Source organism: Gordonia sp. 852002-51296_SCH5728562-b, assembly GCF_001665475.1.
Taxonomy (GTDB): Bacteria; Actinomycetota; Actinomycetes; order Mycobacteriales; family Mycobacteriaceae; genus Gordonia; species Gordonia sputi.
On record NZ_LZMI01000040.1, the window covers coordinates 1 to 24,122 of the forward strand.

A 24,122-nucleotide genomic window follows, 5' to 3' on the forward strand; every position below is an offset into this window, starting at 1 on the left:
GTCAGTCTCGACAAAAGTCAGAACACTCGATCAAGCCGCACTCCCATCCTCACCGTCTCGACAGGCTCGACCAGCGGATAGCGCTCGACCAGCGGTGGGGGCAACCCCGACGAGCGGATGTAGCCCTTTTCCGCTGATTGAGCCGGCCGCGAGCGAAGCGAGTTGCCCTTTCCCGCTGATTGAGCCGGCCGCGAGCGCAGCGAGTTGCCGAGTCGAAATCACCAGCGGCGCGGCAACCCGGGCCAGCGGGTAGCCCTCGATTGCTATGGTCGAGGCAATGCTTGCCGCGGCCGATCTGACCAAGACCTTCGGGGGCGTGACCGCCGTCGACCACCTGAGTTTCACCGTCGCGCCGGGGCGCGTGACCGGATTCCTCGGGCCCAATGGGGCGGGGAAATCCACGACGATGCGCATGATCCTCGGTCTCGACCGGCCGACGTCGGGAACAGCGACCGTCGGTGGCCGCCTCTACCGCGAACTCGACCATCCATTGCGCCAAGTGGGCGCGCTCCTCGACGCCAAGTGGGTGCACCCCAACAGAAGCGCGCGCAATCATCTGCGGTGGATGGCCGCGAGCAACGACATCCCGGTCGGCAGGGTCGACGAGGTGCTCGAGATGGTCGGCCTGACATCCGTCGCAGACCAGCGGGCGGGCGGATTCTCGCTCGGTATGTCGCAGCGACTCGGGCTCGCGGGCGCACTGCTCGGCGATCCGCACACTCTGGTCTTCGACGAGCCGGTGAACGGACTCGACCCGGAAGGCATCGTCTGGGTCCGCAACTTCATGCGGGCGCTGGCCGCAGAGGGCAGGACGGTGTTCGTATCGAGCCATCTGCTCACCGAGATGTCGTTGACGGCCGACCATGTGGTCGTCATCGGCCGGGGCAGGCTGATCGCCGACTGCTCGATCTCGGAGTTCACCGCGCGGGCGCGCCCGGTGGCCCGGGTACGTACCCCGCAACCGGCGGAACTCCACCGGGCACTCGAGGCCGCTGGGCTCGCGGTGACCCCGGTCGCCGCCCAGGACGGCCGGGTGTATCTCACCGTCGCTGACGCCACGACCGACCAGGTCGGCGACGTCGCGGCGGCTGCGGGAATCGGGTTGCACGAGTTGGTGTCCGACACCCCGTCGCTCGAAGAAGTCTTCATGGCAGCCACAGCCGAGTCGATCGACTATCGGGGAGGGCAGCACTGATGGGCGCGGTGCGGGCTGAACGCATCAAGCTGACGAGCACCCGTGCGCCGTGGTGGTGCATTGCGGCGGTCGTCGTACTCGGTCTTGGTATCGCGGGACTGATCGCGCTCGTGACCCGCGGTGCAGGAGGGGTCGCCGATCAACCCGAGGGCGCAGGCACCGACGGATCGTTCGACCAGAGCAGCGCGGCGTCGGTCTATCTGATCGGTGTGAACTTCTTCGGAGTCGTCATCCTGATGATCATGGCGGTACTCGGCGTGACCACCGAGTTCCGCTTCGGGACCATCCGCACGTCGTTCCTGGCAACCCCTCGTCGCCAGAATGTGTTGTGCGCGAAGGCACTGGTGTACGTCGCGTTGACGTTTGTCGTCGTCGTGCCGTTGTCGTTGTGCAGTGTTCTGCTCGTGAAAGCGTTGAACGGCTCCGCCGCTCTCGACCTCGGCAGCGAGCAAGTGATCAGACAGATCTGGGGTACGGCGGTCTGGGCGGCACTGTGCGTCATCGTGGGGATCGGTGTCGGTGCCATCGTGCGACAGACCGCGGGTGCGGTCTCGGTGGTGTTGGTGTGGATGCTAGTCCTCGAGAACGTTGCCGCGGCCCTGCCGGTCGTCGGGCGTCGGATCGGACCATTTCTCCCGTTCCGCAACGGCTCTCGATTCCTCGACGGCGATTTTCCCGGCGACGGCTACCACTGGAATTCGTGGGTCTCGCTGGTCTACTTCGGGGTCTTCGCGGCGATCGTCTTCGCGGTCGGCGTGCTTCTGGTGAATCGACGCGACGCCGGGTAGCGAGACCCGTCAGACCAGCCAAACCCTTGAGACCAGCCAGGCCCCGTCGGGTACTCCGTTCAGGGGACAGCCTTGTCTCGTCGTGTCGGAGAGTCGCAGGTCAGTGACTAAACTCGTGACCCATGCAAGGCACTTGGCCACTGATCGAGCGGGAGCAGGAATTCCGCACGATCCAGTCCGCGCTGAATCCGGGGGGTTCGGTGTGTGGGGTGGTGCTGACGGGCGATTCGGGAGTCGGTAAGACGACGCTCGCGCGGCTGGTCACAGCGGGCACCGAAACCGGGGTGCGCTGGGTTGCGGGCACCGAGTCGGCTCGGTCGATTCCGCTGGGAGTGTTCGCGCATCTCGTCGGTCCCGCGGTGTCGAGCGACCCGGTGACCTACCTGTCAGCAGCGCGCGAAACCCTTCTCGCAGAGGGCGATACGATCATCGGAGTCGACGACGCGCACCTCCTCGACGAGTTGTCGGCGACGCTGCTCCATCAACTCGCCATCGACCGCGCAGTGCAGATCGTCGCGACCGTGCGCAGCGGTGAGGCCGTACCCGACGCCGTCACCTCGCTCTGGAAAGACAATCACCTCATTCGAATCACGTTGTCGCCGTTCACCAAAGAGCAGAGCGTCGAACTCATCGAGTCCGTCCTCGGTGGCCAGCTCGAAGAGCATTCCGCAGACCGCATGTGGGAGGCATCCGGCGGCAACGCCCTGTTCCTGCGACACCTCGTCGAAGGTGCGCGAGCTGCGCGAACCCTGCGGCAGGTCAATGGTGTGTGGCAGCTTCGCGGGCGCGCTGCGATCACCTCCGAGCTCGCGTCGCTCCTCGCCGGACGCGTCGAACAACTGCAGCCCGACGTCCTCGCCGCACTGAAGTACCTGAGCCTGTGCGAACCCCTCGACATCGACGTCCTATCCGACCTCGCCAGTGAGGAGGCCGTCGAACAAGCCGAGATCGACGGCCTCGTCCGCATCACGCGTGACGGCCGCAGCCTCAACGTCTCGTTCCACCATCCGCTGTTCGGCGAGGTCATCCGGCACGGACTCGGACTCGCGTCGTCGCGCCGACTCCGCGGCGCACTCGTCAGGGCACTCGATTCGCGTCCCAAGGACACGCCCGCGGCCCGTATTCGCCTCGCCGACTTGGCCCTTGAAAGCGACGTCGGTGCCATCGACCCATCACTGCTCGGTTCGGCGGCCCGCGACGCGCTCAACCTGGCACAGGTCCCGATGGGCGAGCGGTTCGCGCGTGCGGCAATCGCCGACGGCGGCGGTGCGGACGAGGCGGAGCTGCTCGCCCGAGCGTTGATGTGGCAGGCCCAACCCGACAAAGCGGAGCAGCTACTCGCGCAGTACCGACTCGCCGATCTCGATGAGATCAGAGCCACCCGCATCGGCGTCCTGCGCGTCGGAAACATGTTCTGGGCCATGGGCGATTCGAAACGCGCCGACGAGTTGCTCGACGAAGTGCGTGCGCGTGTCACCGAGCCCCTGCTCACGCCGATCGTCGACGCGATCGGTCGGCGTGTGCGCTTTTCGAGAACGATCTCGCGCGTGCGGTCGAGCTTTCCGACGGTGTGCTCGCGGCGTCGTCTCCGCTGCCCTGGGCAGTCGAGTGGGCGGCGTTCGGCGGCATGCTCGCCCGCGCGCTACAGGGACGCGGCGACGACGTCGCGCCCCTTGCGGCCCAGGCACGTGACGCCGAGGCGAAAACCGATGGGATGCTGCGCTTTCCGGCGGGCATCGGCGAGGTACTCGCGCTCACGCTCACCGGCCGCCTCGACGACGCTCAGGTCGCAGCACAGCGGTACGCCACGTTCGCCGACACCGCGCAGTACCTCGGTTGGGCGATGGCGGGAGAACTCGTTGCCGCTGTCGACCTAGCGCGCGGAAAGTGCACCGCCGTCACACGACGCATCGAGCAGACCCTCGCGACGCTCGACACCGACGAATACTCGGCAACCTGGAACTTCCCCGCCTACCTGTTCCTCATCGAATCGCTGTCGGCAATGGGATTGCCCGACGACGCCGACGTCGCGCTCACCCGAGCCCGCGAGCACTACGGCAGGCAGGTTGCGGTGTTCGGGCCGATGCTCGGTGTCGCTGCCGCCTGCCAAGCCGCATCCGCCGGGATGATCACCACTGCGATCACCCTCGCCAATGATGCGGCCGAGCAGGCTCGTGAGACAGGGCAGTTCGCGGTCGAAGCCGAATCACTGCATACCGCTGCACGTTTCGGTGACACCTCCGTGGCGAACAGGCTCGCTGAACTCGGCGACATCGTCGACGGTCCGCTCGTCGGTCTCTATGCGCGGCACGCGCGGGCAAGTGCCGATGGCGACGGCGTCGAACTCGATCTGTGTGCTGCGGATTTCGAGAAGCTGGGCTATCTGTTGTCGGCAGCCGACTCGGCCGCGCAGGCAAGTGTGTTGCACGACAACGCTTCACACCGTTCCGCGACGGTCGCGTCGGCAGCGATGGCCGACCGTATCTCGGCGTCGTGCGGGGGCCTGCGAACGCCTGCGCTGCAGCGTGCGGCACAACCGTTGCCGCTCACCACGCGCGAACGCGAGATCGCCAACCTCGTCGCCGCCGGACTCTCGAACAAGCAGATCGCCGAGCGCCTCGTGGTGTCCGTGCGCACAGTGGAGGGGCACATCTACCGTGCCTGCGTGAAGCTCGACGTGACCGACCGCGCCGATATCGCGGCGATCCTCACCCAACAGCGGGCGGTCGATACCTAATCTGGTGGACGTGGGCAACACACGGCCCGGAGCCGAGAGCGACCGCACGCGGTGGGGAAGCGGACTGCGACAACTGACGGCCGCCGAATGGCATGTCATCCGAGGTCGCGATCCCGACCTCGACGCCGTCGAGATTTCGGAGTTCTCCGGTCCGCTTCTCGCCGGTTGGCTCGTCATCGCGACCGTCGGGGTCCTGCCGCTCGTCGGAACACGTCTGTCCGATAGCGCCGACAGCCTGTTCGGCCCGCTGATCGGCTCCTTCGCGCTGGCGGCCGTGTGCACCACGACGGTTGCGTGGCTGCTGAGTGCGCTGATCTCCGGACTCGTCGTGCTGATCGTCTACGACGTCGGTCCGAAGGTGGCGAGTGCGGCGACCGAGGGTGCGATGCGCGGTTCATTCGCCCGGATCGAGGGCGCGGCCAGCTCTGTCACGCTCGTCGCACTGATCTCGGGGCTGATCTCGTTGGCAATCGGATTGCCGAGCATGGCGTCGAGCGACGACGAATCGTCCGTCATAGAGGAACTGCTCTCCGCCCAGGTCGCGTGTCTGCTCCTGGTGCTGATGTTGGGCTTCACCGTCGAGTCGATCAGGACGGCTGCGGAGATCCTGGGCTCCCAGGTCAGGGTTATCGGATGGCTCGGGTCGTTGGCGATCGTGCTGACCTCGTTCTATATCGCGTCGAGTGCCGGCCCGTTCGCGCCGGTCAAACTCACGCGCAACATCCTCGAGGCATGGTTGCCCGCAGAGGTCGACGGCGTGTCACGAGCGCAGGTGATCTCCGACGTCATGCCCAACAACAGCTACCTGTGGTCGATGCTGATCATCGCGCCGTTCGTGATCATCATGTGGTTCGCCACCGCATGGCGACTCGGCGCCATCCGCAATCTGCGGGCCGCCGTGCGCGTGGCGGCGGGCCAGGGCGAGACCGGGCAGGGATACGGGGACAGCGGCCAGGGGGACAGGGGCCAGGGGGACAGGGGGCCGGGCGAGATCGCTCTCGCGGCGGGTGCTCGGGACGCAGACGGCCAGGAGGCGGGCGGTCGGGACGCCGACGGCCAAGAGGCAGACGCCCGGGACACAGACGGCCAAGCGGCGGGCGGCAAGCAGCTAGACGTTCAGGAGGTCGAGGACACCGATCAGCGCGAGTAGCGCTGCGAGTGCTGCCGATCGTCGAGGTCGACATCGGTGAAGTCGATGTCCGACCTCGCGACCGAGCCGTCACCAGCGCGGCCACCGTCGATGCTCTGGCTGTCACCGACGCTGTGATCCTGAGTAGCGCTGCGGCCCGCGGCAATGCTCTGGCCCTGAGTAACGCTGCGGCCCTCGTCACCGCTGGGGTCCTTGTCGTCGAAGTCCGCGCCGTCGAAGTCCTCGTCGTCGAAGTCCTGGTCGTCGAAGTCATCGTCGTCGAAGTCGGCGGGCGCGAATCCGAAGGAGTCGATCTCATCGGACGCGGTCATATCTGAGCGCAGCTCGCCGCTCTCGAACTGATCGCTTTCGAACTCGCCCTCGTCGTACTCGTCGTCGAACTCATCGTCTTCACGTCCGCGACGCCACCCGCCCTTCATCGGGGGTGCCTCGCCGAAGTGGTCGGGATCTCCGGAGCCGTACCAGGCGACAAGCACGGCTCCCACGACAGCTCCGACGAAACCGACCAGCGCAAGCCAACCGAGGCCCGGCTTGGCCTGATCGCCGAGGAACATGACGCCGATGAGGCTCGGACCTGCCGTTTCGCCGACCACGAGCACCGCGGTGACGCCATTGACAGCGCCGAGCTGCAATGCGACGGTCTGCACGAAGAATCCGACGGCTCCCGCGACCGCGATGGTCCACGCTGCGGGATCGAGGAGCAGTCGGACGGGGTCGAAGGGGTGGATGCCGTCGAGGATGCGCACGGCGATGGCGATGACACCGAACAGCAGGCCTGCGGCAGCGCCACCGGCGATAGCGCCGTGTCGGCCGAGTCGGTACACCGACAGCAGCGCCAGCACGCTCAGGACGATGGTGGCGAAGAACAACAGCCAGTGGAATGAGTAACCACCGGAATCGCCCGTCTGATGCGACGACGACATGCCGAGAAGGCACAGCGAGAACACGACGAGCCAGATGGCGACCCAATCGCGGGTGTGCAGCGCAATGTTGAGCATGATGGTGCCCAGCAGTGCCGTGATCACCAGGTTGGCCGAGACGATCGTCTGCGACAAGAACAGCGGCAGGTAGCGGGCCGCGACAGCGCCGCCGGCGAATCCAACAGTCACCAGGACCGTACCGAGGATGAACGCCGGGTCGACGAAGGTCGACGCCGTGGAGCGAAGTGTCGGCCCACCTGCGGCGTTGGTGGTCTCGATACCCTCATCACGCTCGGTCTGCGCGGCACGACGAGCCCCGAGGGCGCGCAGCACCGTCGACATGCCGTAAGCCACCGCGGCGAGGCTCGCCGCGATGACGCCGATGAGGAACATGCGACCTACCTCTCGTCCTATTCGCGGTTCGTTATCCGGTCAGCCCACCCGACTCGCGCCCAGTGGACGGGAGCCGAGGAGTCGTCGGGCACTGGCTCGTGCAATCGCCAGCGGTCGTGCAATCACAGCGTTTGTGCAATCGCAGCGGTTGTGCGATCGCCAGCGGTCGTGCAGTAGAGACTCCCCCGATAACCACAACTCATCGGTTAACGGTCGGCAAGCGAGTTATTATTCCGCTCTCAGTATCCACTGAGGTACCGACAATCTGATCGGTGCCCTGATCGGCGCCCGTCTCGAGGTCTATCGCCGCCGATGGGAGGACTGTCATCCCGCCCGCGTCGGACGGTCGGGGACCACTGACTAGACTCGCGATGTGGCGACATCCCCGAAGAAGCACGTCCTGATCACCTTCGGCCGCTCTTTCCTCACGCTGAACCTGGCGAGGCTGATGTCGGCGGCAGGTCATCGGGTGACCGTCGTCGACAGCATTCCGATCGGTGTCAGCCGCTTCTCCAACTCGGTCGACGCATTTCACAAGGTGCCTGCACCAAAGTTCGAGCCCCGCGACTACTGCCGCGAACTCGCTCGCATCGTCGTCGACGAGAAAGTCGACATGGTCATTCCCATCCACGAGGAAACCGACATCCTGTCGATGATGGTGGGACTGTTTCCCCCGGAGTGCGAAGTGTTCCTGTCCGACTTCGACACCGAGAACAAGCTGCACAACAAATACGACTTTCAGCGCGAGCTGGTCTCCCTGGGCATTCCGACACTGAAGTTCGCCGTCGTCGAAGGACCCGACGACGCCGCAGCCCTCGACTTCGACGTTCCGTTCGCGTTCAAGCAGTGCTACTCGCGCGGGTCGCAGAAAGTACACAAGATCACTCCCGGACAGAATCTCGATTGGGTCGAATACGATTCGACGAATCCGTGGCTGGCCCAGGAGTGGATGGAAGGCAAGCGGTATTGCACCTACTCGGTCTGCCGCGACGGCAAAGTCAACGCGCACGCCACGTACCCCGTCAGCTATGCGATCGGCGGCAGCTCGTGCCTGTCGTTCACCTCCATCGAACACCAACCGATCCTTGACTGGATCACCGAATTCGTTGCGGCGCAGAGCTTTACCGGACAAGCCGGGTTCGACTTCATCGAGGGCGCCGACGGCAGCATCTACTGCATCGAGTGCAACCCGCGGTCGACGAGCGGGATCATGATGTTCCGCCCCCACAATGACGTTCCCGCAGCGTTCTTCGGCGACAACGACGACCTGATCGTTCCCGACTCCGACGTCGACCGCATGATCGGCCTCGGCATGCTGCTCTACGGCTGGACGAAGGCATCACGCCAGGGGCGGTCGATGCGCCAGTTCTGGAAGGACTTTCACTCCTACGAGGACGTCATCTTCGAGCGTGGAGATATGAAACCCGGAATCATGCTGCCTGTCGCCTACGCGTCGATCCTGCGTGACTGCCGCCGCTACCACGTCGGTCTCGCCGAGGGCTTCATGCACGACCACGAATGGGACGGCCACCCGATCTGAGCTACGCCGGGCCGCGAAAGCACTGACACCGCGTAGAAACTCACACCGCTTCGGCCCTCAGACCGCGCAGAACTCACACCGCGCCGTGCTTCACACCGCGTCGGCGTCGACCTTGTCGCCCCCGACGTAGACCTCGGCGATCGCAGGTTCGCGCATGCCCATCAGGAGCGCGAAAAGTGTTTGGTCGCGCGCTCTTTGCGGGTCGTCGTCGCGAACTCCGTTGCGTAGCATCCGTTCCAGCGGCGGCCATTGCTGTGGGTCGATCACCAGGAAGTCGGCCTCCTTGCCGACGTCGAAGTTGCCGAAGCGTGATTCGGCGTCGAGAGCCCGTGCGCCTGCGAGGGTTCCGCTGAACAACATCTGCGCCGGATGCATTGCGACGCTTGCCTCGCCGGGCTCGGAGATGTGCACCTTGTAGGCGTCGCCTGCGACCTTCGAGATGAGCCATTCGTCGCCACCTCCGCAGTCGCTGCCCAGCGCGATGGTCACGCCCGCGTCGACGGTGCGGTTCCACGGCATGGTGCCCGAGCCGAGGAACAACTGCGACGTCGGGCAATGCGCGATCGACGTGCCGGTCTCTGCCATCCGGGCCAACTCTGCGTCGGTGCAGTGGACGCAGTGGGCCAGAACGGTGCGCCTGCCGAGCAGGCTCTCGCCCCCGACGGCCGAACCGGGGAGGAACTTGCCGTCGTAGGTGTCGAGGTAGCACTCCACGTCGAAGAGTTGCTTTACCAGGTCGACCTCGCCGGTGCCGGGCCGATTGTTCTCGTTGAGGTGCGTGTGGACGTAGACGCCGCGGTCGCGTACCTGCGCGTACAGCTCTCCGAGCGCTGCGAGGGTCTGCGTTGTCACCGACAGCGTGAAGCGCGGCACGATCGCGGTGAGTAGCCGAGCGGTGTCGGGGTTTCCGGTGTCGGCCGCGTGCCACCGGTCGATCTCGGCGGTTGTCAGTGCAATCGCGTCTGACTCCGAGGTCATCAGCGGGGCAGCCGAGTCCGGGCCCTGGGTCTGGATGCCGCGACCGCTGACGATGCGCAGCCCGGCGCGCCGGGTCGCCTCGAATAGTTCGTCCTGCGCCACGGGGAAGGCCGAACCGAACACCATCGCGGCCGTGGTGCCCGCGGCGATCCTGGCGCGGGTGAAGTCGCGCGCGATCGTGCGGGCGAACACCGGGTCGGCCAGTCGCGACTCCGCGGGAAAGATGCAGTTGTTCAGCCACTCCAGCAACTGGCCGCCGCCGTACGCGTTGAGCTCGTAGGTCTGCGGAAAGTGCACGTGGGCATCGACGAATCCCGGAAGCAGGAAGGCATCGCCATGGTCGACGACGACGTCCCCGGGCAGCGCGGACAGTTCGTCGAAGGGGCCGCAGAAGTCGATCAACCCTTCGGCGGTGATGACCAGCGCACCGTCGGGGATGTCGACGAGCGCAGAGTCGGCCTCGGAGACCGTCGGCGAGCCTGCGATGTGCATGATGCGTCCCCGATGGACACGACGATGTGTTCCCGTGCCACGAATCGGTGCAGTGCCGGGATTTCCTGCGGTGCCGGGATTCGCTGCCGTGCCGGGGCCTGTCACGTCGGGGGCATTCACGCGCACAACCCAACCACAGGTTCGACGGTTCGGCCTGTCGGGCCGTGCGTCATCGCGCCGGACCTGTCATCGCGCCGGACCTGTCATCGCGCCGGGCCTGTCATCGCGCCGGGCCTGTCATCGCGTCGGACCCGTCACCTCGTCAGGCCGGTCATGCGGTGCGGCCACGGCATCACTTCACGTCAAAGGCGGGACTCGTCCCGACGAACGACGACAGCGCGCCGCCGGCCCGCTTGACGTCGCCGAAGTACCGGATGCGGTGACGCCCCGAAACTCCGGAGCCGGTCGTCCAACGGATGGTCACGCTCGACGCCGTCGAACTCCCGGAGGGTCGCTTCCAGGCGAGTTCGGTGCCCCAGGTGTTGTCGTCGGCGGCCGCGACCCAGCGACCCGCCTCGTACCGTTCGACGACGAAGTAGCCGTCCTTGGCCGCGCTGCTTCCCTGCCGCACCCTGTGCACCTTGTTCGAGGGGTGCGCGCCGCAGAACTCGACCGACACCGTCTCACCGGACCGGTATGAGGTCTTCGGTCCACGCACGACGTCGCCGAAGCGTCGACCACTGATGGGGGTATCGGCGGGTACCGGGGTCAGCAGATCGGGTTGAGGTCCGCGCTGGTCCGGCGGCTTCGGGCCGCGTGACGACCGCTTCCCGGCTGCCATCTCGCGTGCGAGCCTGTCGAATTCCTGCATGTATGCGCACAGGGTATACCGACCGAAGAGGGTCTCGCCGCCCTCGTACTGCTGGGAGAGGTACTCCTCGGGAGTGGTGACGTACTGGCTGTAGCCGTTCGAGTATCCCTGCAGCAGAACGTTTTCCAATGGCAACGAGAATGCCGCCGCCACGATCCGACGCACGCGCAGCCCCGCGGTGATGGTGAACTCGGCGGGTGCTGCTGCGAGCACCAGATCGCCGATGCGGATCAGCTGGATCGGCAGAATCTGCTGAATCCACGGGTGAGGCGGCATGTAGCCGAGGGGGAACAACGGCAGCTTCGGTGCTTGGACCTGCTGAACCCATTCGGGCGGAGTGACTTTCGACGTCGCGCCGAGCGCTGCGGCGAAGGGCAGTACGGTGCCCTCCTTCAGGAAGGAGAGCTGGCTGCGCGTGTTGTCCTCGGTGCTCGTCGCCGCCGCTGCGGCACCCATGATGGCGGGGCTCGTACGTGCCGCGCGTCCATCAGGGGTGTAAGCGCCGTCGATCGCGATGTCGGAAAGGTTCAGAAAACGGTAGGCGTAGGACAGCCCGCCGGTCAGCGAGCGCCGCGGCGAATGCTCGTTCGCCGGCCTTGAACTGTCGCTGTCCGATGATCGTGCAGTTGGCGCGGTGATCCTCGGTCGGCCCGGACGGATGTAGTTTGCGCACAGCGAGATTCGGAGTCATGTCGCCCGCGTTCGTCTGCGGGAACGATGCGACGACGTCGGGGTTGCTCTGCTCGGCGAGGTACGACGCATAGCCCTTGTTGTCGATCGAAATCAACGTATTGGCGTCGGTCAACGACGTGCCGTGTGTGGCGAACCAGGTGATCTCGCCGATGACGTTGCCGCCCTGACGAAGTCGCAGCGAAGTGACCTGCGGATCGATGTGCTCGGGGAAGTGTCGACGATCGGGAGTCGGATTGTTGACGAACGCCTGCAGCGATCGGTTGGCGCTGGCGTCGTGTAGCTCGGAATGCCCGAGCTCGAGTGTGCCCGGCGCGAGCGAGTGGTGGGCAGCCACGATTGCGTCGACGAGGCCAGCCACCTCAGCGCGGTAGGAGTTCTCCCGATGACCCAACGCTGCAAGCGTATACGCGTAGTCCCAGGCGGTTCCGCCGCACGTGTTGTGGTTGTGAGTGGCGTTGAGATTGACGTTGTCCTCGGTGTAGAGGTTGCCGAATCGTTGGCGCAGTTCGTCCATCACGCCTACGCGGTGGGACTCGAACAGGCAGGCCAGATCGGCGTTGACGAACACTATGCGCTTGCCCGACGCGGCGTCGGCGATGATGTAGGCGCGCGCCCACACGCGTTGCAGCAGACCGGTGGCGACCTGGCTGAGGTCGGAGTAGCCCATCATTCCCTGGCCTGCGATGGCGCCGGTGAGATCGCCCTTGCCCGCCCCCACGAGATAGCCCGACGACGGTGCGGCCGTTGCTGTTCCGGCTCCGAGTGAGCCTGTCACGGCGATCCCGACCACGCCTGCTCCGACAGCCGCCGCGGAGGCGCCGAGGAATCCGCGGCGGCTCACTTCGCTCGGTGCGGCGTCGTCGTGTGAAGTGTGGTGCGGCGTTCCGCGGGATGCGTTGGTGCTCATCTCGACCCCCTGGTGAAATGTGGACGTTCGACTGCATGGACGATGGATGCGTTGTGGATTAGTGGCTGTTGTCGATGAGTGGACACGTGGATGCGTTGTGAATGAGTGCTAAGTGTTGTGAATGGGTGCGGAGTGGTGTGGGCGAATGGGAAATGCTGTTGGCCAATGGGAAATGCTGTGGGCCAACGGGTATGGCGGCGGCGCCGGGCGATCTATCGCACGCTGCGTACCAGCAGAACCGACACGCCGCCCAGGATTCCGAAAACTGCTGACGCGACGAACAATCCACTGAAACCGCCGGTTACCTCGACGATTGCGGCGCCGACCAGAGGTCCGAGCGCCTGCGGAACGGCCATCGCGATGTTCATGATTCCCAGGTCCTGACCGTTGTGCTCGGCGTCGGGGAGAACCTGTGTTGCCAGCGCCTGGTCGACACCGAGGAACGCGCCGAAACCAGCGCCGAGCAGTGCGGCCGCGACCATCGTCATGGGGAGGTCGGCGACGACTGCGATGCAGACAGCCGCGGCACCCTGCGACACGCCCGCGGCGAGGACGAACGGCTTTCGTCTCCCGACAATGTCGCTCAGCTTGCCTGACACCAGCGCACTGATGACGACGAACACCATGTAGACCGCTGTCACCAGCAGGATGTCGTTGTCGGCGTCGGTGGAGTGGATGCCGAACTTCAGAAAGAAGAAGAGCAGCGAAGTACCAAGGGCGTTACCAAGATTCACCAACACGCGGCCGAGTAGTGTCCACCCGAAATCGGGGTGCTCGCGTGGCGAGACCCACAGCTCGGATACGACGGCGCGCAGACTGATCCTGCCTTTGTCGTGACGCGGGATGGGTGGATCGTCGAGGTACATCACGAACGGTGCGACGCAGGCGATCAGTACGACCGCGAAAAGCGCGTACGACGGGAGGAAGCCGAGCCCGAACGCCGACACCAGCGCGATACCGATGATCACGCCGATCGCCTGCGGGGCCGACACCCAACTCGATACGACGCCGCGTTGGAAGACGGGAACCTGGTCGCTGATCAGAGCGGTCAGGGCCGCCGACACGGCGCTGAAGCCGGTCAGCGCCGCGCACCACCCGATGGTTATCGCAATGATGTTGTCGGAGAAGCCAAGTCCGATGAGCCCCGCTGCGAACAACGCGGTGCCGCCGATGATCCACGGTCGACGTCGTCCGTAGCGGCTCGTCGTGCGATCTGATAGGGAACCCGTGAGTGGGAATGCGACGAGCGCGAACACCGCGGAGATACCCGATACCACACCGAATGTGAGAACGCTTCGCTGCCAATTGCTTTCGTCGACGTTGGTGCCGATATCGAGCCAGTCGTTGATCTGGTTGGGAAGAGTGAGCTGGAATGGCGCGAGTTGCGCGAGCCAGATGCCGAGCCAGGAGAGTCCGAAGAGGCCGACCCACTTCGACGATACGCGTTGCCACGGGGTCGTCGGACTGTGGTGGGCGTCGTGATCGAGAGTCACCGTGCGTCGGTCTCCGGTGCTGTGGGTGCTTCCGGTGCTTCCGGTGCTGCATGTGTGTCCGGTTCCGACTGTGCTTCCGGTGCCGCCGCGGAGCCCGCTGTCGGTGCGGCGAGCGTGACGATCGCGGTGGCGAGTACGTCGATATTGCGGCGCGCAGCCTCGGTGTCGCGGTCGGTCAGCCACGACAGCGTCAGGCCGTCGATCGCGGAGGTCACCAGATGGGCGACCTGCGTCAGCGGTAGCTCCCACGTGATCGACATGCGGTCGGCCAGGTAGCTCAGTGCGTCGGCGACGGCGCTGCGGTATGTCTGCCACTGCTTGTTGACGGCTGCGCGATCGTGGCGGATCGCGTGTGTCGCCACCTCGAGGAGCGCGAGCTCACGCGCTGGGTCCTCTTCGAGCATGCGCAGGTAGCCGAGCATGGCTTCGCTGAGCACCTCGTGGAGGCTCGCGTCCTCGGCGACCATGTCGGCAGACAACACCGCGGTGAGGCGCTCCTGCTCGGTGATGTGCGTGATGACCTCGGTGATCAGCGCATCGCGGGAGGAGAAGATGTAGAAGAGCGCGCCCTGAGGCATCCCTGCCTCGCCGACGATCGCCCTGGTCGTCGCAGCGGCAAGCCCATCTCGTGCGATGACGCGGACTGCGGCATCGACCAGCGCTTGCCGCCGGTCCTCGAAAGTCATTCGACGCAACGAATCCCCCCTGGTCATCTGTCGGTGCGAGTTGACCATACGATCAACTGTCGACAAATGTGCGGGATTCGCTCGAAATCCGCAACAGGAGCGCGGCGATTTAACCGCGCCGCAATCGGCGCCGCCGTCAGACGGGTTCGAGTTCGCCGACGGTGATCAGGCTGCCGTCGTGCAGCATGCGCACGATCTCGTCGGCGACGTCCTCGGGGTAGGTGTAGTCGTCGATGGGTCGCGGATATGAAGGCGGTGGAAATGGGGATTCTGGTACCGCGGCTGGCGGCGTCAGCTCGGCTCGCCATCGCTCGAGTTTCTCGTCGATGATCGCGTCGAGATCGTGAATGTTGTTGGTGCGCAGTGTGTTTTCTCTGTCCGGGAACGCCGGGTCGGGGTTGGATCGCCAACCGTATCTCCCGCGATCGGGGCCGTCGGGGATCTTCTCTGTGGTGAACTGCCCGGGGCCGTCGCCGACCGCGCGGTTGTGGGGTCCGCAGGCCGGTGCGAGCTCGTCGATGTCGGTGCGTCCGCCCTTTGCCCAATCCTGTTCGGCGTGATGGATTTCGGAGTGACTGAAGGGGCGGGGGCAGTCGGGCATGGAGCATCCGCCGTACTGCGCGAACAGCATGAACCGCTGCGACTCGTTTGCGAGGCGGTTGGCTGTGCCGAAGTAGAGAGGCGCGCCGGTGTGCTCGGAGAACACGGCCAGGTGCATGACCGATTGAGCGGCCAACCGGATCAAGTCGGGCATCGGGATGTCGGCGCCGGTAGTGGTCTGTCCGTAGCCCGCGTACTCACGGAGCTGCGTGTCGGAGATGCGTACGACGAGGTGTGGCGGAAGTCCGCGATGACTGGCGCCGAGCAGCCCGCCGTCGAGGACTGCCCTGAGAATTGCGGAGAGCGCGTCGTGGTTGCGCTGCGACTGGGTGCGAGTGTCGCGGGCCGCTGCCTCCTTGAGCGCGCCCGCATCGGCGAACTCGTTGCTGCCGGTGGGAGAGGCCTCGTCGTCGGGATTGTTCATTCCGGGTGCCGCCCACGCTGCGAGTGCTGTATCGAGCATCGCGCGGGTTGTGGGATCGAGGGTGCCGAGAATTCGTGACATCGACTGTGTGTCTTGATTATCGATGGTGAGGCGGCGCTGACGCTTGCGGTCGTTGTCGTCGGTGATCGTGCCGTCCGGGTCGAGGTAGGCGAGCAGACGATTGCCTGCGGCGAGAATCTGGCGCGGCGCGAGATTCTGTGCGAACCCGGCAACTTCGGCTTCGGCGCGGGTCAGCTGTTCCGCATCGATGCCCTGCGGGATCTTGTTCAGAACAGTGAGTGCTGCGGTGAGGTGATCGGCACCGAGTGCGCCGCTGCGCAAGGCGTCGGCGAGCAGAGGGTAGGTAGGGGGCATCGTGTCGCCGGTGATCGTGAAGGTCTCTTCGAGGGCAAGGATCTGCCCTCTGCGCTTGGTTGCGTCGTGTAGGCGCAGCGGGCCCATCATGAAGTCGGACAACGAGTGTTTGCCGACAGCACGATAGGCCGCACGATTGGACACATCCATGATTCGACTGTTGCCGATCGAGATCATTCTGCGCACCGCGCGCTCGTGCTCGATCGCCGTGGCCGCCACCTCGGCTTCCGTTGCGCCACTGGTATCGACGACGTCGAGCTGGTCGAGCAATGCATGCAATTGTTCATACAGCGCAACAGGATTCGACGCATCATCGTCGCCCGTTGGTTGCCCCTCGTGGATGTCTGAAGTCTCGGTCCCCATGCCGCCCGTCTCCGGTATCGAACTTATGTTCTACATCCAACGTACCCGTCAAATCGGACATGTCAAGGAGAATCTGTCTGGCTGTTGAGCAAACTTCCCGGGCCGGTTCGTCGACGCCATCCTTGACGCGGGGCCTTCCCGCCGCGAGGGTGGAGCGCATGGTCACCGTCGACGACACCGCAGCCGCCCGCGCCAGGTTGGCGTATGAAACTCTCGAGCCGTTCCACGTCCTCGCCTACTTCAACCCGGGACTCACTGCGGCACAGAACGATCTGGGCCTCGACGCGCATGCATTCTATGTCGGAGCACGCGGCGCGCCGCTGGGCGACTGTGCAGGCCCGGTCGTCGTCTCGTCGTTCTACAACTTCGCGCCCGAGCTGATCACCAACGCCTGGGAGTCTGCGCGCAAGGTCGGTCTCGACAAGGTTGCCGCGCGCCGAGAGCAGATGCTCGACGCACAGTTCCGCGACATACTGGGCGAGCGGGTCGTCGAACCTGAAATGGCTTCTCTCGCAGAACGTTACCACGACATCGCGTCGAACCTCCCGATGGGAGGCAGGCCGCTTGCGGCGGCGTGGGCGGGGCTGACGCCACCGAATTCCGCCCATCTCGCGCTCTGGCACGCGCTGTCGGTGCTGCGAGAGTGGTGGGGAGACAACCACATTGCGGTACTCGTCCAGAACGGTCTCGACGGAATCGACGCGGCAACCTTTCACGAGGCAGGGCTGCCCGACCAGACGATTCGACGTCGAGCATTGGGTCGACGACTCGCCCAGCTGACCCGCGGCTGGTCGGACAAGGCGTGGGAGGCGTCGGTTGCCAGGCTCGTCGAGCGTGGGCTTGCCACCAGGGTCGACGACGGGCACGAGCTGACCGCGGCCGGCCTCGATCTCTACCGCGCGATCGAAGCCGAGACCGATGCCATCACTGGTTTGGCATGGGCGAGTGAGGATGTCGACGAACTACTCGTGCGTTCCCGACCGTATGTGAAGGCCGTGATCGACGCGGGCGTGCTTCCGGAAACCAAGAAGAAGTAACTGGGTGATCCGATTCTCCTGACCTGATCCCGGACCTGATCCCCGTCGGCGTTGAACCGGGCGGCGCCGACGGACAGGCTCACGCGAATCGTCTGTCCGCGAGAGTCTCTGGCTTGCATGTCACTGAATCGTGCATGTCACTGAATCGTGCATGTCACTGAATCGTGCATGTCACTGAATCCTGGCCAGGGCGGGTTCGACCTTCTTGATCGCCCACGGCACGGAGTAGATCGACGGGCTGCTGAAGGCTGCCGCGTTGTTGTTGTCCAGGTACACAGTGCTGCCGCGCTGTACTGCGGGTAGTGACGTGAAGCCCGGAACCTTCTCGAAGGCCTCGGGTCCTCCCGCCAGTGGCCAGAGAATCAGCAGGTCCGAGCGGAGCACGTCGATCCGCTCAGGGGACACAAGAGTGCGATCGCCGTTGGGGGACAACGACTTCACCGTCGGGTCGAGTACCAAACCCATCTGACCCATCAGCTTCGACGCGGCGTCGTTGTCGGAGGTGATCACGCCGAGCTGATTCTCGTGAGTGAACTGAGCGAACGAGAACGTCTTGCCTTGAGCCTTCGGGTACTCCGACTTGACTTGTGCGAGTTCATCATTGACTTCTGTGACAGCATCGGCGGCTTGTTTTCGCTTGTCAAAGATCTCGCCAGCCGTGGTGGTCACATCCTCCCAGCTGTCCACCTGGGTGCCCTGCTTGAGTACGGGGATGGTGGGGGCGATCTGTTGGAGGCGCTCCCACGACGCCTTGTCGGGCAGGAAGCCGGCCAGGATGACGTCCGGCTTGTACTTCGCGAGGGTCGCGATATCCGGCGTCGCTGTGTAGGGCACGACGGTCGACGAATGCTCAGGCGTCCACTCGAATCGGTTGTTCTCGCCTGAGTAGCCCTCCAGCACGAACTCTGCGGTGATCGGGATGTCGAGCTTGATCAGAGAGTCTGCCCAGGTCCAGTTCAACGTGACGGGACGCTTGGGAGTGCTGGGGATCTCGGTGGTGCCGTACTGATGTGTGATCGTCACCGGCCCGGCCGGCGACGACGATGACGAATCGGAATCGGAATCGGCGCTCGAACAGGCTCCGACTATCAGTGACACTGCCGCGAGCACTACCGCGAGACGGCCAAAGGTGAATCGCATTAGGCAAACCTAACCGATGTCCGTTTTGTGCGGTAGGGCATAGCGCGATCGGTTGTGCCCAAACGCCCCCGCCGACGGGCGGCGCGGAGTAGACGTTGGGCATGGACGATCTCGAGCAAGTGAAGGCGCTCAAGTACCGCTACCTGCGGGGACTCGACACCAAGGATTGGGATGCATTCGCCGCGACGCTCACCGAGGACGTCACCGGCGACTATGGCGAGAAGCTGTCCTTCGGTGACAGAGATGAACTAGTCGGGTACATGCGCAGCTCGGTCGGACCGGGTGTCATCACCGAGCATCGCGTCGATCATCCCGAGATCGTCGTCGACGGCGATTCGGCGACCGGTCGGTGGTATCTGCAGGATCGTGTCATCGTGCCGGAGTTCTCCTTCATGATGATCGGAGCGGCTTTCTATGCGGATACCTACCGCCGAACCGACCACGGCTGGCGCATCTGCGCGACCGGCTACGACCGGACGTACGAGGCGACGATCGATCTGAAGGACGTACCGAGCTTCTCCGTCACAGTTGGCCAGGCGATCACGCTTGCCGCGTCGTCGTGACTTCGAGGACCCGTGATGTCACGCCTCTTCGCGGATCGGGCCGACGCCGGCCGCGCATTGGCCGGCCGTATCAGCGAGACCGGCGGCGTCGTACCGGGTTTGTCTGCGGAGCAACCACTTCCGCTGATCGTCGGCCTCGCGCGGGGTGGTGTGCCCGTCGCTCGTGAGGTCGCCGGGGCATTCAACCTGCCGCTCGAGGTGCTGGTTGTGCGCAAACTCGGAGCTCCCGGACAGCCGGAGCACGCGATGGGTGCGCTGGCGGCGGGGCAGGTGTTCGTGGTCGACGACGTGCCGCGGCGGCTAGGGGTGTCGGATCGGCAGTTGCACGAGATCGTGATGCGTGAAGACGCGCTGCGCGTCGAGCGAGAGACGAGATATCGCCAAGAACGGCAACCGTATTCGTTCGACGGAAGGTTCGTCGTCCTGGTCGACGACGGGATCGCGACGGGTGCCACGATGGCGGTTGCCGCGCGTGCCGTTCGGGCGGCGGGCGCCGCCGGCGTCATGATCGCCGTGCCGACCGCTCCGCGCGACGCTCTGCGCAGATTCGCAGACGATCCGGACATCGACCGTGTGGTGGCCGTCGATGTTCCCGAACCCTTTCGTGCCGTGGGCCTTTCGTATGGCGGGTTCGGCCAGGTCCCTGACGATGACGTGGTGAGCTGCCTACGTGACAGATGATGCGGGACCGCAGCTGGGTGACGCTCCACGGTCACGCGCCTGGCCGCGTACGCACCTGTGCGACGAAGACGGCGAGGCCGAGAGCCTCGAGGAGTACCGCTCCCCACAGCGCCGGGCCGATCGTCTGGGCAACGCCCGCACCGCAGAGTGCGCCAACAAGGAAGGCGAGCACGACGATAACGGTGGCGACAGCGGCGCGGACCTGCGCCGACGACCTTCCGCGTACGAGGTCTGCTGCCGCGGCGACGAACCGCATCAGGTTGCCCGTTGTCGCGATACTCACGAACGAGATTCCGCCCGCAGTGCGGAACAGTTCGAGCCGCACCCCTCCCACGAACGACAAGGGGATCACGAACAGCGCGGCAGGCGCGCTCGACGGCAGACATGCCAGCACAGTGAAGACGACGAGTTGGAAGACGAGCACCGATCCGAGAGCGCGCGCCGGGAGTGTCGGGACCAGCGTGCGAAGCACCTGGGCGGCAACGAGACCCGCAAGGTAGGCCAGCAACGGCCAGGCGAACTTGGCCCATTCGTCTCCCTTGACCAACCCGACCGCCAGGAACACGACGTTGCCGGTTTGTGCGAATCCGAACACCTGGTGCCGCAGATAGAGGAAGGCGTCGACGTACCCACCGACGACGGTCATCAGCACAGCACTGATGAGTCCGACCTCGCCCCGAGTCGGCGGAAGGAACGACTGTGCTGCTGCCATCGCCGAAACCTTCCAGATGTCGTGCGTAGTCGTGGCGGACGGGTCGCCGGTACCTCGCGCCGAGGCGTGCATGGTGACTGCGCGTGGTGACACAGTAGCCGCACTCGTCGTGAATCGTGATGTCAGTCGGATTCATCGCGCGCGTCGGCAAGCTTGTCCAGGTGCACACAGATGCGAGAGAAGTCGCGTATGACGCTCGGCGAGTGGACTCGCGACTTATCCTGGTAAGTGGCTCGACAGAGAGTGGATACCATGACTGCCACACCGACCCGACCGGCACCCGTGGAACTCACCCACCACAATCACCTCGCCGGGATCTTTGCGCCACAGCGAACCGAGGTCGACGTCGCCGACCTGCCGGTGACAGGTGAACTGCCCGAGTCGCTGACCGGGAGCTATCTGCGCAATGGACCAAACCCGCGGTTCGATCCGATCGGGTCGTACGTCTACCCCCTCGACGGCGACGCCATGGTGCACCGCATCAGTATCGAGAACGGGCGTGCGTCGTACATGAATCGCTTCGTGCGGACGCCCATGGTGGTGGCGGAAGAGGCTGCCGGACATGCGATCTGGTCGGGTATCACCGACGGGTACACCCCTCCGGCGGACGAGGTGGGAGACAAGCTCGCCGGGACCGTCCGAGAGCTCCCCGACATCAACATCGTCTCGCATGCCGGCAAGCTGATGGCGATGGCCGAGGCCGATCAGCCGTATTTACTGAACGCCAAAGACCTTGCGACACTTGGTCGGACCGATTGCTCCGGCGCGATGCGCGTGGGTAGCACCGCACACCCGAAGCTGGATCCATCGACCGGCGAGCTCGTGCTGTTCAACTACACGCTCGAGGCCCCGTACCTCACGTGGTCGGTGATCAACGCTGATGGCACCACGGAGGTGGAGCCGACACCCGTCGAAGGTCTCACCGACGCGGTGATGATTCATGACATGGCCATCACGAGCACCTACATCGTATTGTTCCTGTGCCCCTTGGTCTTTGACCTGGAAGCCGTGATGACCGGTGGCTCGTTGCTCTCGTGGCGTCCAGATGATGGCAGTCGCATTGCGCTCATTCCCCGCGACGGTGGTGCGGTGCGGTGGATCACGACCGACCCGTTCTGGGTGTGGCACTTCGCCAACGCCTTCGACAACCCAGACGGCTCGGTGACCGTCGACTACGTGGAGTGGACGTACCCCGGCGGTTTCGCGACGGAGTCGAGCCCGGCGTCGTCGACCTTGAACAGGGCCGTGGTGCACCCGAACGGACGACTCTCGCGCACAGCGCTCAGTCGAAAAGACACCAATATGGAGTTCCCGCGTGTCGACGACCGACTGCTGACCCGCGATCATCGCCGCATCGCGACCGTCGCCAAGGGGCCGGGCGACGCAGGCGACCAGGACAGTCTGTGGTTCCACGACCTGTTCGCGGACACAGAAAACTGCTGGACACCCGGCGTGGCCATCGGCGAGCCGATCTTCATCCCCGGCGCCGAGGGTGATTTCTGGGGCGCGATCGGCACCGACCCCGCGGACATGCACTCGCGGTTCTACCTGCTGTCGGCCGACGATCCCGGGTCCGGTCCGGTCGCGACCATCGACCTGCCGCAGCGCGTACCTGCGGGCCTTCATGGGGCATGGCTGGCCGGGTGAGCACACTGCCGGTCGGCGGGGAAGAGTGCGATCTGCCGCATGTCCGCGACTACTGCGACCTTGGACCTCGATTAGTTGTCCCCGGTATCGGAGGCGGCGCTGAAATAGCAGAATCAGCGGCATGAGTGGTCCGTCTACCGACGGCCCCCGCAGCGGAGCATTGTCGGACATCGTCGCGCACGCCTGGGCGGCGACGACCAGCGATGTCACGAGCGCGCTCGAGACCGGTCCAGGTGGCCTGACCTCGGCGGAGGCCGCGGCCCGCCTCATGGGAGACGGTCCGAACGCGCTGCATACCGTGCATGTCCGGCCGCTGCACATCCTGGTCAACCAGTTCCGCAGCGCCCTGATGGTGCTACTGATCGCGACGGCCGTCCTCGCCTTTGCGCTCGGCGACCGCAACGACGCGGTGGTGATCGGCATCATCCTCGCGGCGAGCGTCCTGGGTGGATTCGTCAACGAATACCGGGCCGCGAAGGCCACCGAAGCGCTGCACGACCGGGTGCACCACAGCACAACCGTGATCCGTGACGGCACCGCGCAGACGATCGACGTCACCGGACTCGTGGTCGGGGATGTCGTCCGTCTGGTGCTCGGGCAACTCGTGCCCGCCGACATCCGGCTGACCGAGGTCACCGATCTGGATTGCAACGAGGGCGTGCTCACCGGCGAGTCCACGGCCGCCGCCAAACAGACCGACCCGCTGCCCGCCGATACGCCATTGGCCGACCGCACGAATTGCGCATACATGGGGACGGTGGTGCAGTCGGGCACCGCTACCGGGATCGTCGTGGCGACCGGAGCACGCGCGGAATTCGGTGCCGTCGCAGCCGGTCTCGGTGGCGATCCGCCGCAGACCGCGTTCCAAAAGGGCCTGTCCAGGTTCTCGGTGCTGCTGCTGCAGGTGGCGATCGTCCTGACGGTGTTCATCATCGCTGCGAACCTCATCCTGGGCCGGCCACTCATCGAGTCGCTGCTCTTCGCCCTCGCGATCGCGGTCGGGATTACCCCGCAACTGCTGCCCGCCGTCGTGACCACCGCCCTTGCCGCCGGATCTCGGCGACTTGCCGCGGAAAAGGTTCTGGTCAAACGTCTGGTGGCGATTGAGGACCTCGGCGACATCGACATCCTGCTGACCGACAAGACAGGCACCCTCACCGAGGGGCGGATATCGCTGATCGGCGCGCAGGCTCCCGACGGCCGACCCGACGACGACGTGCTGCTCACTGGACTGCTGGCCACCGACGCCGCCGACACGCAGGCGTCGAGCGGCAACGAGCTCGATACGGCGCTATGGCGAGGCGCCGGACCGGTCGCGGACCGGGTGGCCGCCTATCACCGAATCGCCACACGGCCGTTCGATCACGTCAGGCAGATGGCGTCGGCGATCTCCGCGGGACCCGACGGCCGACACACCCTCGCCGTCAAGGGCGCACCGGAGCGAATCCTCGAGCGCTGCACTGGAACCGGGCCGGAGGCCGAGGAGACGCTCGACCGATTGTTCGCGCAGGGCTCGCGCGTGGTGGCGCTGGCCACGCGGGAGATGCCGGCTACTCAGACCACGATCGGCGACGACGACGAACGTGAGCTGACCCTTGTCGGTTTCCTCGTGTTCCTGGACCAACCGAAAACATCGGCGGCACAATCACTTCAAGATCTCGACAACCTGCACATCACGGTCAAGGTGGCCACCGGTGACAACGTGGTGGTGGCCGACAAGGTCGTCGCCGACCTCGGTATGACGTCGGGTGGCAGCATCACCGGGACCGAACTCGACCGACTCGACGACGAAGAGTT

General features: G+C 65.3%; 16 protein-coding genes and 2 pseudogenes. 10 read left to right on the forward strand and 8 right to left on the reverse strand.

The window, feature by feature from the left end:
• Nucleotides 1–277 precede the first annotated feature (277 nt).
• From A5766_RS07375 to A5766_RS07390, 4 genes and pseudogenes are all read left to right on the forward strand, one after another.
• Nucleotides 278–1,195, forward strand: coding sequence for an ABC transporter ATP-binding protein (locus A5766_RS07375; RefSeq protein ID WP_064904096.1), 918 nt, complete (start codon nucleotides 278–280; stop codon nucleotides 1,193–1,195).
• Nucleotides 1,195–1,983 (forward strand): ABC transporter permease subunit, encoded by a 789-nt coding sequence (locus A5766_RS07380; RefSeq protein WP_082965472.1) that lies wholly within the window; start codon nucleotides 1,195–1,197, stop codon nucleotides 1,981–1,983. The genes A5766_RS07375 and A5766_RS07380 overlap by 1 nt, the downstream gene beginning before the upstream one ends.
• A 122-nt stretch (nucleotides 1,984–2,105) precedes the next feature.
• Nucleotides 2,106–4,720: pseudogene (locus tag A5766_RS07385) on the forward strand (LuxR C-terminal-related transcriptional regulator).
• A 10-nt stretch (nucleotides 4,721–4,730) separates the two neighbouring features.
• Nucleotides 4,731–5,870 (forward strand): hypothetical protein, encoded by a 1,140-nt coding sequence (locus tag A5766_RS07390; RefSeq protein WP_231894577.1) that lies wholly within the window; start codon nucleotides 4,731–4,733, stop codon nucleotides 5,868–5,870.
• On the opposite strand, the gene A5766_RS07395 is transcribed toward A5766_RS07390, so the two are convergent.
• A complete protein-coding gene (locus A5766_RS07395; RefSeq protein ID WP_064861634.1) occupies nucleotides 5,858–7,183 on the reverse strand; it encodes a hypothetical protein in 1,326 nt (441 codons plus the stop codon). The two genes, A5766_RS07390 and A5766_RS07395, sit on opposite strands and share 13 nt — an antisense overlap.
• 373 nt (nucleotides 7,184–7,556) lie before the next feature.
• Between A5766_RS07395 and A5766_RS07400 the strand changes: the two genes are divergently transcribed.
• Nucleotides 7,557–8,723 (forward strand): carboxylate--amine ligase, encoded by a 1,167-nt coding sequence (locus A5766_RS07400; RefSeq protein ID WP_039854190.1) that lies wholly within the window; start codon nucleotides 7,557–7,559, stop codon nucleotides 8,721–8,723.
• 90 nt (nucleotides 8,724–8,813) lie between these two features.
• Here the strand turns inward: A5766_RS07400 and A5766_RS07405 are convergent, their stop codons facing one another.
• From A5766_RS07405 to A5766_RS07425, 5 genes and pseudogenes are all read right to left on the reverse strand, one after another.
• Nucleotides 8,814–10,238, reverse strand: coding sequence for a guanine deaminase (locus tag A5766_RS07405; protein ID WP_156527407.1), 1,425 nt, complete (start codon nucleotides 10,236–10,238; stop codon nucleotides 8,814–8,816).
• Between the two features lie 247 nt (nucleotides 10,239–10,485).
• A pseudogene (locus A5766_RS07410) lies at nucleotides 10,486–12,604 on the reverse strand (neutral/alkaline ceramidase).
• A gap of 212 nt (nucleotides 12,605–12,816) precedes the next feature.
• A complete protein-coding gene (locus tag A5766_RS07415; protein WP_064861635.1) occupies nucleotides 12,817–14,097 on the reverse strand; it encodes an MFS transporter in 1,281 nt (426 codons plus the stop codon).
• Nucleotides 14,094–14,783, reverse strand: coding sequence for a TetR/AcrR family transcriptional regulator (locus tag A5766_RS07420; protein ID WP_005201979.1), 690 nt, complete (start codon nucleotides 14,781–14,783; stop codon nucleotides 14,094–14,096). Before A5766_RS07420 ends, A5766_RS07415 begins: the two co-directional genes overlap by 4 nt.
• A gap of 136 nt (nucleotides 14,784–14,919) precedes the next feature.
• Nucleotides 14,920–16,545 carry a DUF222 domain-containing protein gene (locus tag A5766_RS07425; RefSeq protein WP_064904087.1) on the reverse strand — a complete coding sequence of 542 codons (1,626 nt, stop codon included), beginning with the start codon at nucleotides 16,543–16,545 and terminating at the stop codon, nucleotides 14,920–14,922.
• Between the two features lie 158 nt (nucleotides 16,546–16,703).
• Between A5766_RS07425 and A5766_RS07430 the strand changes: the two genes are divergently transcribed.
• Nucleotides 16,704–17,582, forward strand: coding sequence for an SCO6745 family protein (locus A5766_RS07430; RefSeq protein ID WP_064904101.1), 879 nt, complete (start codon nucleotides 16,704–16,706; stop codon nucleotides 17,580–17,582).
• Between the two features lie 171 nt (nucleotides 17,583–17,753).
• On the opposite strand, the gene A5766_RS07435 is transcribed toward A5766_RS07430, so the two are convergent.
• Nucleotides 17,754–18,722, reverse strand: a complete 969-nt coding sequence (locus A5766_RS07435) for an ABC transporter substrate-binding protein (RefSeq protein WP_005201976.1) — start codon at nucleotides 18,720–18,722, stop codon at nucleotides 17,754–17,756.
• Nucleotides 18,723–18,823: 101 nt separating this feature from the next.
• Between A5766_RS07435 and A5766_RS07440 the strand changes: the two genes are divergently transcribed.
• Together A5766_RS07440 and A5766_RS07445 are read left to right on the forward strand one after the other, a co-directional pair.
• Nucleotides 18,824–19,285, forward strand: coding sequence for a nuclear transport factor 2 family protein (locus A5766_RS07440; protein WP_064904089.1), 462 nt, complete (start codon nucleotides 18,824–18,826; stop codon nucleotides 19,283–19,285).
• Nucleotides 19,286–19,300: 15 nt separating this feature from the next.
• A complete protein-coding gene (locus A5766_RS07445) occupies nucleotides 19,301–19,966 on the forward strand; it encodes a phosphoribosyltransferase (RefSeq protein WP_064904092.1) in 666 nt (221 codons plus the stop codon).
• A gap of 31 nt (nucleotides 19,967–19,997) precedes the next feature.
• On the opposite strand, the gene A5766_RS07450 is transcribed toward A5766_RS07445, so the two are convergent.
• On the reverse strand, nucleotides 19,998–20,678 hold the full coding sequence (locus tag A5766_RS07450) for a YoaK family protein (protein ID WP_064904103.1): 681 nt from the start codon (nucleotides 20,676–20,678) through the stop codon (nucleotides 19,998–20,000).
• A 252-nt stretch (nucleotides 20,679–20,930) separates the two neighbouring features.
• Here A5766_RS07450 and A5766_RS07455 point away from each other — a divergent pair, with 252 nt between their 5' ends.
• Together A5766_RS07455 and A5766_RS07460 are read left to right on the forward strand one after the other, a co-directional pair.
• On the forward strand, nucleotides 20,931–22,325 hold the full coding sequence (locus A5766_RS07455; RefSeq protein WP_064904094.1) for a carotenoid oxygenase family protein: 1,395 nt from the start codon (nucleotides 20,931–20,933) through the stop codon (nucleotides 22,323–22,325).
• Between the two features lie 121 nt (nucleotides 22,326–22,446).
• Nucleotides 22,447–24,122: cation-translocating P-type ATPase (locus tag A5766_RS07460; protein ID WP_156527406.1), on the forward strand; the 1,676-nt coding region annotated here is incomplete at its 3' end.